The sequence below is a fragment of the Pseudomonas sp. BW16M2 genome (assembly GCF_014268865.1).
GTDB classification, from domain to species: domain Bacteria; phylum Pseudomonadota; class Gammaproteobacteria; order Pseudomonadales; family Pseudomonadaceae; genus Aquipseudomonas; species Aquipseudomonas peradeniyensis.
The window spans coordinates 24,357-39,686 of the sequence record NZ_JABWRI010000008.1; the positions used below are offsets into that span (position 1 = coordinate 24,357).

The following is a 15,330-nucleotide window of genomic DNA, read 5'->3' on the forward strand; positions in this document are numbered from 1 at the left end:
TGTAGTGATAGCTAACCTTGTTCCTGGCCGAGATGGCAGGTGATTCCGTACCTTTCATCTCATGCCACGCAAGGAACCTACATCATGTACTTTTCAGCCTGGAGCCAGCGGCGGCCGACTCCAATGCGTGAGGTCCAGTGGCACGGATGAGCCTCATGGGTTTGTCAGATCACAAAGAACCCATGGGTCCCATCCCGCCCCAACTGGTCCACCAACCCGAACTCCCAATCCAGATACCCCTGCATCGCTTCCCGAGGACTATCGGTGCCTTCATAGGGACGACGATAGCGATCGATACGTGGCGCGCCCAGACGCTGTTCGCCTTGCTCAGTAGGAAGTCCCTCGGCAATCCAGGCGCTGTTGCCGCCTTCAAGCACGAACACCGGCTTGCCGCTCAGGGTCGCCACCTCCAGCGCGGCATAGCGCGCCAGTTGGCTCGAGCCGCAGGTCAGTACGAAGCGTCGCGCTCCGGACAACGACGCCAGCACGTCCTTGAGCTGGCTGCGCAGCGCCCACGCCGCGCCAGGAACATGCTGCCTGACATGGTTGGCGCTGGTGGTGAAGTCCAGCACCTGGGTGCCCGGCTCCGATAGCCAGTCGGCGAGGCGGGCGGGGCTGATGGTCTCGGCCTGGGGCGGCGCCGGCACGGGCGCGACCCAGGCACCGGTTTGCGTGAAGTCGTCCGAGGACAGCCCCTCGAGCACCGCCACCTCCCAGCCCATCTGGGCCAGCCACGACGCGCTCATGTTGGCGCGCACGCCGTCGTCGTCCACCAGCACCAGGCGCGCGCCGCGCACACTGGCGACATGGTCGGTTTCCTGCACCAGTTGGCCGCCGGGCGTGGAGCGGGCGCCGGGCAGGTGGCCCAGGGCAAACTCCTCGGGTGTGCGCACATCGAACAGGTAGGTGGTGCGCCGTGCTTCGGCCTGCCATTGGCGCAGGCCTGCCAGATCGATGCGCGCCACACCGGCGCGGTCGGCCACCTGGCGGGCGCGCTGCGCGGCGCTGTCGCGGATGGTGGCGGTCACGGCGCGGAAACGGCGCGACTGGCCTTGCTCCAGCGTCTGCCCGGCGAGGGTCCAGCCGATGGTGCCGTTGCGCAGGGCCGCCACGGGGTTGGGGACGCCGGCATTGACCAGCGACTGGGTGCCGATGATGCTGCGGGTGCGCCCTGCGCAGTTGACGATCACCCGGGTGGCCGGATCGGGGGCCAGCTCCGCCACGCGCAGCACCAGTTCGGCGCCGGGCACGCTGATGCCGCCGGGGATGCTCATGGTCTGGTATTCGTCGAAGCGGCGGGCATCCAGCACCACCACATCGGCGTTGGCGTCGAGCAGCGCCTTGACTTCTTCGGCAGCCAACGAGGGCGTATGGCGCTCGGCCTCGACCAATTCGCCGAAGGCCTTGCTCGGTACGTTGACGTCGCGGAACAACTCGCCGCCCGCTTCGCGCCAACCGGCCAGGCCGCTTTCGAGCAGCGCCACGTCGGTGTAGCCGAGGGCGAGCAGGCGCTGCGCGGCGGTCGCCGCCAGGCCTTCGCCGTCGTCGTAGACGGTGATGGGCGTGTCACGGCGTGGCACTCGGGCGTAGATCTCCAGCTCCAGCCGTGACAGCGGCACATTGGCGGCGAACAGCGGATGGGCCTGGGCGAACGGGTCTTCCTCGCGGACATCGAGCAAGGCCAGCTCCTGGCCGGCAAGGAGGGCGGTGCGGATGGCGTGGTAGCTGCGGTGGGTGGCCTGGCTCATGCGCGGTTCTCTTTCGACAGATCCCAGAGGTTGGGCAGGTGGTTGTTGGAATAGCCGGAAATGAAGGGCTTCTCTGCGCCCTCGGTGCTGTACACCGCACGCCGCACCGCGCCTATATTGGCGCCGTAGACATGGATGCTGATGGAGGTGCGGTCGGCGTGGGCGTTGCGCACCTGGTGCAGGTCACCAATGCGCGGCGACACCGCGATCACTTGGCCGGGGTCCAGCCGCTCGGCCGGTCCGTCCAGCTGCAGGGCACCGTGTGCCAGGGCATAACCCTGACTGATCTCGCTGCCGCGCAGCATGCCGATCAGGCCCCAGGTGCGATGGTCGTGCACCGGCGTTTCCTGGCCCGGCCCCCAGACGAAACTGACGATGGAAAACCGCTGGCTGGAATCGGCGTGCAGCAGGTATTGCTGGTAGCGCTCCGGGCTGGGGCGGGCGTAGTCGTCCGGCAGCCAGTCGTCGACACTGACCAGTTCGCGCAGCAGCCGCGCGCCGTGGTCGAGCAGGCGCGGCTCGTCCGGTGCCTGGGCGAGGAGGTCGGCCAGCTCGCCGATGAAGCCGCGTAGCCGTCCGAGGTTGGGCGTTTGAGACATGGGTTCCCTCGATGTCCGTCAGGTGAGGCAGCGCCGGGCGCTACCGTGGCGAGGGAAAAGGTATTATTCTTGTTGCGTATTTTTCCAGATATTTATTATGCGAATAAAGAATGAAGATAGATGATATCGATGCATTCGTGGCCGTCATCCGCAGCCAGTCCATCAGCCAGGCGGCCGAGTCGCTGCGCCTGACCCAGCCGGCCATCACCCGTCGGGTGCAGAACTTCGAGGAGGCCCTGGGCGTCAGCCTGCTGGACCGCAACACCAAACCGCTGAAACCCACGCCCATGGGCATGCGCGTCTACGAGCAGTGCCGGGCGGTGCTGCGCGAGATGGACGCGCTGCGCGAGTTGGTGCTCAGCGACTCCTCGCCCAGCGGCGCACTGCGCCTGGGGGTGCCGCAGACCGTCGGCGATGTGGTGCTGCTCGACGCCCTGAGCCAGCTCAAGGCGCTGTACCCCGACCTGCAGACCCAGGTCGCCACCGGTTGGGGCAGCCATCTGCTGGGTAAGATGGAAAATGGCGAGCTGGACGCCGTGGCGGCGCTGTTCCCGGCTGGAAAGGTGTTCCCCGAGGGCATCGTCGGCCGCTCGTTGGCGCGCATGGACCTGGTGGTGGTGGCTGCCCGTGGCGAGGTGGGCAAGCGCAGTTGCAAGCTCGCTGACTGCTACCAGCGCGGCTGGGTGCTCAACCCCGACGGCTGTGGCTTCCGTGCCGGCCTGCAGCGGGCGCTGAACGACGAAGGGCTGTCGCTGCGGATCAACCTGGAGACCTTCGGTACCGAGCTGCAGCTGGGCTTGATCGCCAATGGACTGGGCTATGGCCTGGTGCCACGGCCGTTGCTGGACAACAGCCGTCACCGCGAGCGCCTGGAGGTTGTGCAGGTGAGCGATTTCAAGCCGGTGATCGACTTGTGGCTGATCCATCCGCGATTTCTTGGAAATTTGCAGGCGCCGGTGGCGTTGTTTGGTGAGACCGTGGCGCAACGGGTGGCGAATCAGCTGTAAACCAATCGCCGCCCATATCCGGAGGTTAAAATTGTTGCATGTAATAAGTCGTTATAAATGCATTTTTTGTATATTAGGTTAGAAGCAGATCGAATTTCACGGCACTTTTTAAGATCGATAGCATAAGGATCAAGCCAGGCACCGGCGGGCTTGATCGACACTCCCGCCACGGCCAGCAATCAAAGGAACGGCCTTGAGCGAGGAGATGGAATGTCCCGGCAAAGCAACACCCTGGTACCCATCATGGCCCTGCTGCACTGGCAGGGCTTTCGCAACCTTGGCCTGCGCCTGGTCAGCCCGTTGCTGCTGCTGGCGGCCTGGGAGCTGGCCTCGCGCAGCGGCCTGCTGCCGCCGCGAATCATCGCCGCGCCCAGCGCCATCGGCGACACCCTCTGGCAGATGATCGTCAGCGGCGAGCTGGCCGGCCATTTGTGGGTGTCCCTCAAGCGCGCCTTGAGCGGCCTGGCCATCGGTGTCAGCGTGGGCACTCTGCTGGCATTGCTCGCAGGCCTGTCACGACGCGGCGAGCTGGCCATAGATTCGCCGGTGCAGATGCTGCGCACCTTGCCGTTCCTGGCCATCGTGCCGCTGTTCATCCTGTGGTTCGGGGTGGGTGAAACACCCAAGATCGCCCTGATTGCCCTGGGCACCACCTTCCCGGTGTACCTCACTCTGTTTTCCGGCATCCGTGGCGTCGACCCCAAGCTGGTGGAGGCCGGGCGGCTGTTCGGCCTGGGCCGCCTGGGGCTGGTCTGGCATGTGATCCTGCCCGGCGCGCTGCCGGCGTTCTTCGTCGGCCTGCGCTATGCCTTCGGCATCAGCTGGCTGGGCCTGGTGGTGGTCGAGCAGATCAACGCCAGTGCGGGCCTGGGCTACCTGGTCAATGATGCCCGCGACTTCATGCGCACCGATGTCATCGTCATCTGCCTGATCGTCTACAGCGTGCTGGGCCTGTCCATCGACGCCCTGGTGCGCCTGCTCGAACGCCTGGCCCTGGCCTGGCGCCCCACCTTCATAAGGAACTGACCATGGAAGTCGCACTGCAACGCCTGCGCCCCCCGGTGCGGGTGCGCGGACTCACGCGCAGGTTCCAGGGCCACACGGTGCTCGACGGCCTGGACCTGGACCTGGCGCCCGGCGAATTCGTCGCCTTGCTCGGCCGCAGCGGCTCGGGCAAGACCACCCTGCTGCGGGCACTGGCCGGGCTCGATCGGGTAGAGGCGGGCAGCCTGGAGGTGCCCGGCGCCCATGCGGCGGTGTTCCAGGAGCCACGGCTGATGCCCTGGAAGCGGGCCTGGCGCAATGTCGTCCTGGGTCTGAGGGGCGCCGAGCCTAAAGTACGCGCCCTGGTCGCGCTGCGCGAAGTAGGCCTGGCGCACCGCACCGAGGCCTGGCCGGGCACCCTGTCCGGTGGCGAGGCCCAGCGTGTGGCCCTGGCCCGGGCATTGGTGCGCGAGCCGCAACTGCTGCTGCTCGACGAGCCGTTCGCCGCGCTGGATGCCTTGACCCGCATCCGCATGCACCAGCTGATCCTCGAACTGTGGCGTACCCATCAGCCGTCAGTGCTGCTGGTCACCCACGACGTCGATGAGGCCCTGCTGCTGGCCGACCGCGTGGTGGTGCTGGATGCCGGGCGCATCGCCGAGCAGATCCCTATACGCCTGCCGCGCCATCGCGAGGTGGCCAGCCGTGGCTTCCAGGAACTGCGTCAACACCTGCTGGCCCTGCTCGGCGTCGAAGCGCCCGCGGCCAGCCATGCCCACACCCTCGCACGGACCGCCCAACGATGAGCCTTGACCTGCACAGCGCCACCCAGGCGCCCGACCTCGACTCACCGGCCTTCGCCGACCTGCTGGCCCACCTGAGCGACGAATTTGCCGCCAGTGCCGCCGAGCATGATCGCCAGGGCAGCTTCCCCCACGCCAACCTGCGTCGCTTGCATGAACACGGCCTGCTGGCTCTGACCGTGCCGCGCCGCCTGGGCGGTGGCGAAGCAACGCTGGCCCAGGCCCGGCGGGTGATCGCCGCCGTGGCCCGGGGCGAGCCGTCCACCGCCCTGGTGCTGGTGATGCAGTACCTGCAGCACGCCCGATTGCAGCAGAACCAGGCCTGGCCCGAGCACCTGCGCCTGCGCCTGGCCCGCGAGGCGGTGACCGACGGCGCGCTGGTCAACGCCCTGCGCGTCGAGCCGGAGCTGGGCACCCCGGCCCGGGGCGGCCTGCCGGGCACCGTCGCCCGGCGGGTGGCCGAGGGCTGGCGGATCAGCGGGCGCAAGATCTACTCCACCGGCATCCCCGGGCTGACTTGGCTGGCGGTGTGGGCGCGCAGCGACGAGGCCGAGCCGCAGGTCGGCACCTGGCTGGTGCACCGCGACACGCCGGGCATTCGCATCGAGGAAACCTGGGACCACCTGGGCATGCGCGCCACCTGCAGTCACGATGTGATTTTCGACGATGTACTGGTGCCCGCCGAACAGGCCGTGGATGTCCTCCCGGCGCACCAGCCACGCCCGTCCGAGCTCGACCACAATGGCGTGCTGTGGCTGGCGGTGCTGCTGTCGAGCATCTACGACGGCGTCGCCCGCGCCGCCCGCGACTGGCTGGTGGGCTGGCTGGCCGGGCGTACGCCTGCCAACCTCGGCGCGCCACTGTCGAGCCTGCCGCGCTTCCAGGAGCTGGTGGGCCGTATCGATGCCTTGCTGCTGTCCAATCGGGTGTTGCTCGACGCCGCCGCCGAAGGGCGCATCCCGGCAAGCGAGGCTACCCAGGTCAAGTACCTGGTCACCACCCAGGCCATCAGCGCGGTCGAGTTGGGCGTCGAGGCCATCGGCAACCCGGCGCTAGCCCGGGGCAACCCGCTTGAGCGGCATTACCGCGATGTGCTGTGCAGCCGTATCCACACGCCGCAGAACGATGCGGTGCTCGGCGCCGCCGGTCGCGCCGCGCTCGCCTTGCCCAGCCGTGGCGGCCAGGCATGAGCGGCGTGCGCATCGCCAGCCAGCTGGACGCGCGGTTCAACGCATTGCTGGCCGCCGCCGTGCCGGGCGTGGAGATCCTGGCGCTGCCCAGGGGCGTGCCCCATGGGCTGCCGGATGATGTACGGGTCCTGCTGGCCGCGCCCGACCCTGGCCTGCGTGACGCCGCCGCGCCGCCCTCGGGCTGGCCGTTCGGGCTTGGCTTCGTGCAACTGGTCAGCTCCGGCATCGACTACTTTCCCGATTGGCTGCTCGAGCCACTGCCCGTGGCCAGTGCTCGCGGGGTAACGGCGGACAGCCTGGCCGAATTCGCCCTGGCGGCGATGTTCGCCGCCGCCAAGCAACTGCCACACCTGTGGATCGACGAGCCCGGGCAATGGCAGCCACGTCCGCTGGCCTCGCTGGCCGGCAGCGCCTTGGGGCTCTACGGTTTCGGGCGTATCGGCCAGGCTCTGGCGCGCAAGGCCCTGGCGCTGGATATCGAAGTGATCGCCCTGCGCCGCTCGGCCAGGCCGTTCGAGGTGGCCGGTGTGCGGGGCGTGGGCAGCGTCGAGGAACTGTTCGCCCGTGCCGATCACCTGGTGCTGGCGGCACCGGCCGATCCGTCGACCCGGCATGTGGTCGATCGGCGCAGCCTTGCCCAAGCCAAGCCTGGCCTGCACCTGATCAATATCGCCCGTGGCGCCCTGGTCGACCAGGACGCCTTGCTCGAGGCCCTGGACAGCGGCCAGGTGGCGTTGGCCAGCCTCGACGTCACCGACCCCGAGCCGTTGCCGGCCGGGCATCGGCTGTACAGCCACCCCAAGGTCCGGCTGAGCCCCCACACCTCGGCCAACACGCCGCAGGTGTACCGCAACCTTGCCGCGCTGCTGGCGCGCAACCTCGATCATTTCCGTAGCGGACGACCGCTGGAGAACCTGCTGGCCCAAGGAGAGACCGCATGAGCGCCAGGCTGAGCCGCCTACCCACCGCCTATTCATTGCCCCGCGACGGCCATACCGTGCATCGCTGGCAGGACCCGCCCCAGCAACCGACCCACGAGGCCGAGCGACTGTTGCGCAAGCAGCGCCTGGCCGGTTCGTTCCGCCTGTTCGCCCGGCACGGCTTCGACATGGGCGGCGCCGGCCATATCACCGTGCGCGACCCGCAGTACCCCGATCACTTCTGGGTCAATCCGGTGGGTGTGTACTTCGGCCATATCCGCGTCAGCGACCTGCTGCTGGTGAATCCTCGGGGTGAGATCGTCGAAGGGCAGGGCGCGTTGAACCTGGCCGCCTTCGCCATCCATGCGGCGCTGCACGAGGCGCGCCCGGATGTGGTGGCCGCTGCCCATGCCCATTCGTTGTACGGCAAGGCGTGGTCGAGCCTGGGGCGCCTGCTCGACCCGCTGACCCAGGACGCCTGCGCCTTTCATGGCAAGCACGCGCTGTTCGACAACTTCACCGGGGTGGTGCTGGAGGCCAGCGAGGGGGCGCGCATCGCCGCCACCCTGGGGCCGGACAAGGTCGCGCTGATCCTGCAGAACCATGGGCTGCTCACCGTCGGGCGCACGGTGGAAGCGGCAGTATGGCGCTTCATCGCCCTGGACAACGCCGCCCATGCGCAACTGCTGGCCGAGGCCGCCGGCACGCCGCGGCCGATCCCGGCGGCGGTGGCCGAGCACACTGCGCGCCAGGTCGGTACCGAGTTCGGCGGCTGGTTCAGCTTCCAGCCGTACTGGGACCGCCTGCTGCGCGACGAACCTGACTTTCTCGACTGAGTGCAAGGAGGCGCCATGAATCGCCGTCGTTTTCTGCAATACAGCGTCCTGGGCGGACTCGCCTGCGCGCTGCCCGGCGCCTTTGCCCGCGACTGGCAAGGGCTGACCCTGGGCGTGGCCACCTACAAGGGCGCCGCGCCGACCTTCTTCGAGGAGGCAGGCATCGAGCGCCCTCCGTACGGGGTGAAATATGCCGAGTTCAATGGCGGCAACCTCGGCTTCGAAGCGTTGATCAGCGGCACCCTGGACCTGGCGCCGATGAGCGAGATCCCGCCGATCTTCGGCATTCGCAACCAGGCGCCGGTCAGGCTCATCGCCGTACTGACCGGCGACGTCAACAATCAGGCCTTCGTCGTGCCCAAGGGGTCGACGATGCAGTCGTTGGCCGAGCTGCCGGGCAAGCGGGTGGGGTACATCCGCTCCACATCCTCGCACTACATGCTGCTGCGCGCCCTCAAGGACCAGGGCCTGACCCTGGCGGACATCCAGCCTCTGGCGCTGACGCCCCAGGACGGTTTCGCCGCGTTCCAGAACGGCAACCTGGATGTCTGGGTGACCTTCGGCTACTTCATCCAGCTGGCCGAGCTGCGCAGCGGGGCGCGGGTGCTGCGCACCGGGCAGGGCTACCTGTCGGGCAACTACGTGATCGCCGCCAATCAGCGAGCGATCGAGGAACCGCGCAAGCGCGCGGCGATCGAGGACTACGTGCGCCGCGAGTATCGCAGCTGGCAGTGGGTGCAGCATAACCCCGAAGCCTGGGCCGCGCGTTGCGAGCAGGTGCTGGGCATTCCCCGGGAGGTATTCATTGCCCAGTACAAGGCCCAGAGCGGGCCGCGGATGCTGCAGGCGGTGGACGATGCCGCGGTGCGTTCACAGCAGGATGTGGCCGACACCTTCTACGCCGCCGGGGTGCTGCCCCAGCGCCTGGATGTGGCGCCGTTGTGGGATCGGAGTTTCAGCTGGGCTTCGTGATTAACGCGGCGCCCTGTAGGAGCGGCCTGGCAATAAGGAATCACATGCCCCGTTCAACTCGATATGCCTTGCTGCTGGTACTTGCCTGCGGCTGCGCACAGGCCGATGTCCGCGCCCTCCACGAACGCCTGATCGTCCTCGACAGCCACCTGGACACGCCCATGCAACTGGCCCGGCCCGGCTGGGACATCGGCCAGCGTCACAGCTATGCCGACGACCTGTCCCAGGTCGACCTGCCGCGCATGCGCGACGGCGGCCTGGACGGCGGCTTCTTCGCCATCTTCACCCCCCAGGGGCCGCTCACGCCCGAGGGCCGTACCCTGGCCAGCGAGCATGGCCTGGCGGTGATCACCCGGATCCGCGACATGGTCGCCGCCCGGCCGGACGCATTCGCCCTGGCCACCCGGGCGCAGGAGGTGCCGGCGATCATCGCCTCCGGCCGTAGGGTGGTGCTGATCAGCATGGAAAATGCCGAACCGCTGGCGGCCGACCCTGGCCGATTGGCCACCTACCACCGCCTGGGCCTGCGCATGCTGGGCCTGGTACATGCGCAGAACAACGACTTCGCCGACTCGGCCACCGCATTGGCGCACTGGCATGGCTTGAGCCCGGCTGGCCGCGAACTGGTGCAGGCGGCCAACCGCCTGGGAATCCTCATCGATGTGTCCCATGCCTCCGATGCGGTGTTCGACCAGGTGCTGGCGTTGTCCAGCGCCCCGGTGATCGCCTCGCATTCCGGGGCCCGGGCCATCGGCCCGCATCCGCGCAATCTCGATGACGAACGATTGCGCCGGCTCGCCGCCAGGGGCGGGGTGGTGCAGGTCAACACCTACGCCAGCGACCTGGTACCGCGTGCGCCAAACCCGGAACGGGACAAGGCCCTGGCGCCGCTGTACCGGGAGTTCCGTCTGGCGGCCAGCCTGCCGCCGGCGCAGGTGGCGGACCTGGCCCGGCGCATACGCGAGGCCGAGGCCCGGCATCCATTGCCGGCGACCAGCCTGGACGACTTCATGCGGCATCTGCTGCACATCCTCGACGTGGTTGGCCCACGGCATGTCGGCATCGGCGCGGACTGGGATGGCGGTGGTGGGGTGGAGGGGCTGCGCGATGTCAGCCAGTTGCCGCAGATCACTGCGCGGTTGCTGGCGGCGGGGTACAGCGAGCAGGACCTGGCGGATATCTGGGGTGGGAACCTGTTGCGGGTGATGGGGGAAGCGCAGGCCGCCCATTGATGAACGCGATCGCTGTAGGAGCGGCCTTGCGCCGCGAAAGGGCTGCATCGCAGCCCCAGGCATTGGTGTCACATCGTCGACTGCCGGGGCCGCTTTGCGGCCCTTTCGCGGCACAAGGCCGCTCCTACAAAAAAAAAGCAGGTGTTTCAAAATAATTATGCGTTCTGTGCAGCATGCATGGCATAAGACATTACACATTTTAATATTTGCATATGCTCAAAATGTATTTCTCTTAGCCCATCCCGCTCTCTAGGATGGCTCCATATAGAGCGTTTTCGTAGCTTGAAAACATCAAGCCATAACCGAAAGCGATAACCGTGGACCAGGGAGAGTGCCCGCGATGCCATTGACCAGACGCCAGCTCATTGCCCGTATCGGTATGGTCGGTGGCCTGCAGGCCGCCACGGCGGCCCTGGGGCTGTTCGGGGCGCTGGGCCCGGCGCGGGCCAGCCAGGAGAACTACGCCCAGCTGCCGCTGGCCCGTGTGGGGCAGGGCGCCAGTGTCACCGTGGTCGGCGCCGGCATCGGCGGCCTGGTGGCGGCCTACGAGCTGCGCAAGGCCGGCTTTGCCGTCACCCTGCTGGAGGCCCGCGAGCGGGTCGGCGGGCGCAACTGGACCGTGCGCCGGGGTGACCGGGTCACGTTCACCGATGGCGACGTGCAGACCGCCGAATTCGACGATGGCTTCTACCTCAACGCCGGCCCAGGCCGGCTGCCCAGCCATCACCAGCTGATGCTCGGCTACTGCCGCGAACTGGGGGTGGAGCTGGAGGTACTGGTCAACACCAGCCGCAACGCCCTGGTACGCCCCGACCTCGACCAACCGCCGATGCAGATCCGCCAGGCGGTCAACGACAGCCGCGGGCACCTGGCCGAACTGCTGGCCAAGGCCGTCGACCGCCAGGCCCTGGACCAGGAGCTGAGCCTGGACGACCGACGCAACCTGCTGGGCTTCCTGCGTACCTGGGGCGATCTGTCGGACAAGCTCGAGTACCTGGGCTCGGCGCGCTCGGGCTACAAGGTCTGGCCCGGCGCCGGCGACCAGCAAGCCCTGCGCAACGACCCGCTGCCCCTGCGCACCTTGCTCAACCCGGCGCTGGGCACGGCGCTGATGATCGACGAGTACCCGGAGTTCTCGCCGACCATGTTCCAGCCGGTGGGCGGCATGGACCGCATTCCCCTGGCGTTCCAGCGTCACCTGCAGGATGTCCTGCGCCTGGGGGCCGAGGTGCGCTCGATTCGCAACTTCGACGACCGGGTGGAGATCGGCTACCAGCAGCATGGCCAGCCACGGCGCATCACCAGCGACTATGCGGTGATCGCCTTGCCGTTGCCGCTGCTGGCCAGGCTCGACAGCAACTTCAGTGCCCCGGTGCGCCAGGCCATCGCCGCCGTGCAGTTCGGCCATGCCAACAAGGTGGCATGGCAGTCCCGGCGCTTCTGGGAGACCGACTACCAGATCTACGGCGGCCTGTCGTTCATCAACCAGGCGTCTTCCGGCCTGTGGTACCCCAGCGGCGGCTTCAACCAGGCCGAGGGTATTCTCGTCGCCGCCTACAACAACGGCGAGACCGCCCGCCAGTTTGCCGACAAGTCCGTCGCCGAGCAGATCGCCTTGTCGCGCCAGGCCGTGGAACTGCTGCACCCCGGGCACGGCCACGAACTGCGCAAGCCACTGGTGGTGGACTGGGGACGCATACCCCACAGCCTCGGGCCGTGGATCAGCCACCCGCTGGCCGACACCGACTACGACCTGCTCAACCAGGCCCAGGGCCGGGTGCACCTGACCAGCGACGCCCTGGCCCACAGCGGCATCGGCATCTGGCAGGAAACCGCCGCCGGCGCCGCCCGGCGGGTGGTGCGCAACCTGTGCGAGCGTGCCCAAGGCACTTCGAAGACCCAGCAGACAGCCTGATCGCTACACAACTAAAACCATCTGCCAGGTAGCGGACCTCCGAGGCTGGCGCCTACACATCAGTGGAGCTTCGCCATGCCTTTCAAGCACGCCCTTCTGGGGTTGGGGGTCCTGTTCGCCGCGGCCAGCCAGGCCGCCGAGATCGAGCGCGTCCCCTCGACCTATCCCAACTCGCCGATCCTGCAGTCGGCGACCCTGCCGCCGGGCACGGCGCTGACCTTCGTCTCGGGCATCCTGCCCGACCCGGCCGACCCCAAGGCGGCCAAGGACGAGCTGCGCGCCAGCGGCGACACCGAGGCGCAGACCGTGGCGGTGCTGCGCAAGGTAGAGGCCGCCCTGGCCCCGCGTGGACTGGGCCTGGGCGACGTGGTGCAACTGCGGGTGTACCTGGTGGGCGACCCGAGGTTGCAGGGGCGCATGGATTTCGACGGCCTGCAGCGCGGCTTCCGCCAGTTCTTCGGCAGCGAGCGCCAGCCGTTGAAACCGACCCGCACCACGGTGCAGGTGGCCGGGCTGGTGTTGCCCGGCGCCCTGATCGAAGTCGAGGCGGTAGCCGCCAAGGCCCGTTGAGCCCCCGAACCTGAGCGCGGCGGCCGGGCCTTGGCCGCCACAAGGAATATCCGCAGATGCCCAAGACCTTCAAGCTTTCCCCCGTGGCCACCGCCCTGGCCCTGAGCCTGGCCGGCGAGGCCATCGCCGCCGAAGACCCGGCGCTGTCCACCGTGGTGGTGACCGGCGTACGTGGCAGCCAGCAGCGCACCGTGACCGACAGCCCGGTGCCGGTGGACGTGATCTCCGGTGAGCAGTTGCGCACCAGCGGCCAGAACGGCCTCAAGGACATGCTCACGCGCCTGCTGCCCTCGTTCAACGCGCCGACCATCAACGGCGGCGGCACCGCCTTCCTGGTGCGCGGCATCAGCATGCGCGGGCTGGGCGGCGACCAGGTGCTGATCCTGGTCAACGGCAAGCGCCGGCACAACACGGCAATGATCAACAACAACGCGCGGGTCGGCACCGCTGCGGTGCCGGTGGACCTGGACCTGATTCCCACCGCGGCGATCGAGCGCATCGAGGTGCTGCGCGACGGCGCGGCGGCGCAGTACGGCTCCGACGCCATCGCCGGGGTGATCAACATCATCCTCAAGCAGGACGCCGAGGGCATCACCTCCGACAGTTCGGTTGGCCAGTACTACGCCGGTGACGGCACCAGCGGCCATGAGGCGGCCAATGCCGGCTTCGGCCTGGGCGACGGCGGCTTCCTCAACCTGTCGTTCGACGCCAAGGTGCAGGAGCCCTACGACCGCGCCGGTGCCGTGCGCGGCAACTTCACCACCCTGGCCAACGGCCAGCCCGACCCGCGCCTGACAGAGCGTCACGGCTGGGGCGAGGAGTACGGCCTGGGCCGCGACCGCACCTACAGCGGCGCCTACAACCTGGAGCTGCCCCTGGGCGAGGAACTGAAGCTGTACTCGTTCTCCACCCTCAGCTACCGCGACGGCAAGAAGGTCCTCGGCCACCGCGCGCCCACCGACATCACCGCGACCAACTGGTTGGCCAACCCGCCGTATCCGAAAGGCGGTCAGGCCACCCGCGAAGTGGAGGAGACCGACTACCAGTTGCTTGCCGGCCTCAAGGGCCTGGCCGCCAATTGGGATTGGGACCTGTCGACCACCTATGGCCGCGACAAGGCCAAGCTGTACACCGACAACAACCTCAACCTGTCCAACGACCCGTTGCTGAGCCAGCGGCGCTTTCACCTGACCGACGAGATCTTCGACCAGTGGACCACCAACCTGGATTTCAGCCGGGCCCTGGACATCGGCTGGAGCAGCCCGCTGGAGACCTCGTTCGGCGTCGAGTACCGTTGGGAGAAGTACGAGCTCACCGAGGGCGAGCCCAATTCCTATAACTACGGCGACTATGTCATCCCCAGCGGTCCGCTGGCCGGGCGGCGCCCGGACCCGGGGCTGTTCTCGGTCAACGGCACCACCCCGGAGGACGCCGGGCAGATGATCCGCCACAGCGGCGCGGCCTATGTCGACTTCGGCATTAATCTCACACCGCAGTGGTACAGCGCCTTCGCTCTGCGCTACGAGCGCTACAACCAGGAGGTCGGCGAGACCGTCAGCGGCAAGTTCACCACCCGCTACGAGTTCGCCCCCGGCTATGCGGTCAGGGCCGCGGTGAGCAATGGCTTCCGTGCGCCGTCACTGGCGCAGAACGTGTTTTCCTCGACCAGCTCGGTGACCATTTTCGGCGCCGGCGGCAGCACCAGCACGGCGCGCACCAAGCAGATGCGCCCCGGCTCGCCCGAGGCCATCGCCCTCGGCGCCCAGACCCTGGAGCCGGAAAAGTCGCGCAACTACAGCCTGGGCTTCACCGCCGAACCCACCGACCGCCTGCGCCTGACCGCCGACTTCTACCTGATCGACATCGACGATCGCATCCTGCAGACCGGCGTGCTCACCGGCCCCGCGGTGTCGCGCATTCTGGTGGCCAACGGCCTGTCGCCGGACCTCTCGGGGCAGTACTTCGCCAACGCCGCCGACACCCGCACCAAGGGCGTCGACCTGGTGGCCGAGTACCGCCAGCCGCTGGCCGAGTACGGCACCGTGCGCTGGAGCCTGGCCTACAACCACAACAAGACCAGCATCCGCGACCTGGCCGACACGCCGGCGAGCCTGTCGAGCCTGGGGGCGGGCTACGTGCTGTTCGACCGCCAGCAGCAGATCGACCTGACCAAGGCCACGCCCAAGGACAAGTGGATCCTCAACAGCAACTACAAGGTCGACGACTGGACGGTGAACCTGACCCTGACCCGCTACGGCGAGTACACCGAAGGCTCGAACATCCCGGCCAACGACCGGACCTACGGCGCCAAGTGGATCACCGATATCGACGTGGCCTATGACCTGACCCGGAACATCACGGTGGCACTGGGCGCCAACAACCTGTTCGACAAGTACCCGGACAAGATCGGCATCGTGCCCTGGGCCGGGACCTACGAGTACGGGATGTTCTCGCCGTATGGACTGGGTGGTGGGTACTACTACGGCCGTGTGAGCCTGGCGTTCTGATGAATCATTCAGCCATGGGAGCTTCCTGCATGGTTGAGCGTGGGAGC

13 protein-coding genes are annotated in these 15,330 nt (G+C 67.8%); 11 read left to right on the forward strand and 2 right to left on the reverse strand.

Annotated features, from left to right (window positions below):
* Positions 1–164: 164 nt before the first annotated feature.
* On the reverse strand, positions 165–1,748 hold the full coding sequence (locus HU735_RS09675; protein ID WP_186713293.1) for a rhodanese-related sulfurtransferase: 1,584 nt from the start codon (positions 1,746–1,748) through the stop codon (positions 165–167).
* Positions 1,745–2,347 carry a cysteine dioxygenase gene (locus tag HU735_RS09680; protein ID WP_186713294.1) on the reverse strand — a complete coding sequence of 201 codons (603 nt, stop codon included), beginning with the start codon at positions 2,345–2,347 and terminating at the stop codon, positions 1,745–1,747. The genes HU735_RS09675 and HU735_RS09680 overlap by 4 nt, the downstream gene beginning before the upstream one ends.
* A 110-nt stretch (positions 2,348–2,457) precedes the next feature.
* Here HU735_RS09680 and HU735_RS09685 point away from each other — a divergent pair, with 110 nt between their 5' ends.
* From HU735_RS09685 to HU735_RS09735, 11 genes are all read left to right on the forward strand, one after another.
* Positions 2,458–3,354 carry a LysR family transcriptional regulator gene (locus tag HU735_RS09685; protein ID WP_186713295.1) on the forward strand — a complete coding sequence of 299 codons (897 nt, stop codon included), beginning with the start codon at positions 2,458–2,460 and terminating at the stop codon, positions 3,352–3,354.
* Between the two features lie 243 nt (positions 3,355–3,597).
* Positions 3,598–4,380 (forward strand): ABC transporter permease subunit, encoded by a 783-nt coding sequence (locus tag HU735_RS09690; RefSeq protein ID WP_238349788.1) that lies wholly within the window; start codon positions 3,598–3,600, stop codon positions 4,378–4,380.
* On the forward strand, positions 4,377–5,144 hold the full coding sequence (locus HU735_RS09695; protein ID WP_186713422.1) for an ABC transporter ATP-binding protein: 768 nt from the start codon (positions 4,377–4,379) through the stop codon (positions 5,142–5,144). Before HU735_RS09690 ends, HU735_RS09695 begins: the two co-directional genes overlap by 4 nt.
* Positions 5,141–6,331, forward strand: coding sequence for an acyl-CoA dehydrogenase family protein (locus HU735_RS09700; protein WP_186713297.1), 1,191 nt, complete (start codon positions 5,141–5,143; stop codon positions 6,329–6,331). Before HU735_RS09695 ends, HU735_RS09700 begins: the two co-directional genes overlap by 4 nt.
* The gene (locus HU735_RS09705; protein WP_186713298.1) at positions 6,328–7,272 is read left to right on the forward strand and encodes an NAD(P)-dependent oxidoreductase; all 945 of its coding nucleotides are present in this window, start codon (positions 6,328–6,330) and stop codon (positions 7,270–7,272) included. Before HU735_RS09700 ends, HU735_RS09705 begins: the two co-directional genes overlap by 4 nt.
* On the forward strand, positions 7,269–8,087 hold the full coding sequence (locus HU735_RS09710; protein ID WP_186713299.1) for a class II aldolase/adducin family protein: 819 nt from the start codon (positions 7,269–7,271) through the stop codon (positions 8,085–8,087). Before HU735_RS09705 ends, HU735_RS09710 begins: the two co-directional genes overlap by 4 nt.
* A 15-nt stretch (positions 8,088–8,102) precedes the next feature.
* Positions 8,103–9,059, forward strand: a complete 957-nt coding sequence (locus tag HU735_RS09715; RefSeq protein ID WP_186713300.1) for an ABC transporter substrate-binding protein — start codon at positions 8,103–8,105, stop codon at positions 9,057–9,059.
* Positions 9,060–9,103: 44 nt separating this feature from the next.
* The gene (locus HU735_RS09720; RefSeq protein WP_186713301.1) at positions 9,104–10,291 is read left to right on the forward strand and encodes a dipeptidase; all 1,188 of its coding nucleotides are present in this window, start codon (positions 9,104–9,106) and stop codon (positions 10,289–10,291) included.
* A gap of 340 nt (positions 10,292–10,631) precedes the next feature.
* Complete coding sequence (locus tag HU735_RS09725; RefSeq protein WP_186713302.1) at positions 10,632–12,206, forward strand: FAD-dependent oxidoreductase; 1,575 nt, start codon at positions 10,632–10,634, stop codon at positions 12,204–12,206.
* Between the two features lie 75 nt (positions 12,207–12,281).
* Positions 12,282–12,776, forward strand: a complete 495-nt coding sequence (locus tag HU735_RS09730) for a RidA family protein (RefSeq protein ID WP_186713303.1) — start codon at positions 12,282–12,284, stop codon at positions 12,774–12,776.
* 56 nt (positions 12,777–12,832) lie between these two features.
* Positions 12,833–15,283: a TonB-dependent receptor gene (locus tag HU735_RS09735; RefSeq protein WP_186713304.1), complete on the forward strand. Its 2,451-nt coding sequence runs from the start codon at positions 12,833–12,835 to the stop codon at positions 15,281–15,283.
* Positions 15,284–15,330 lie beyond the last annotated feature (47 nt).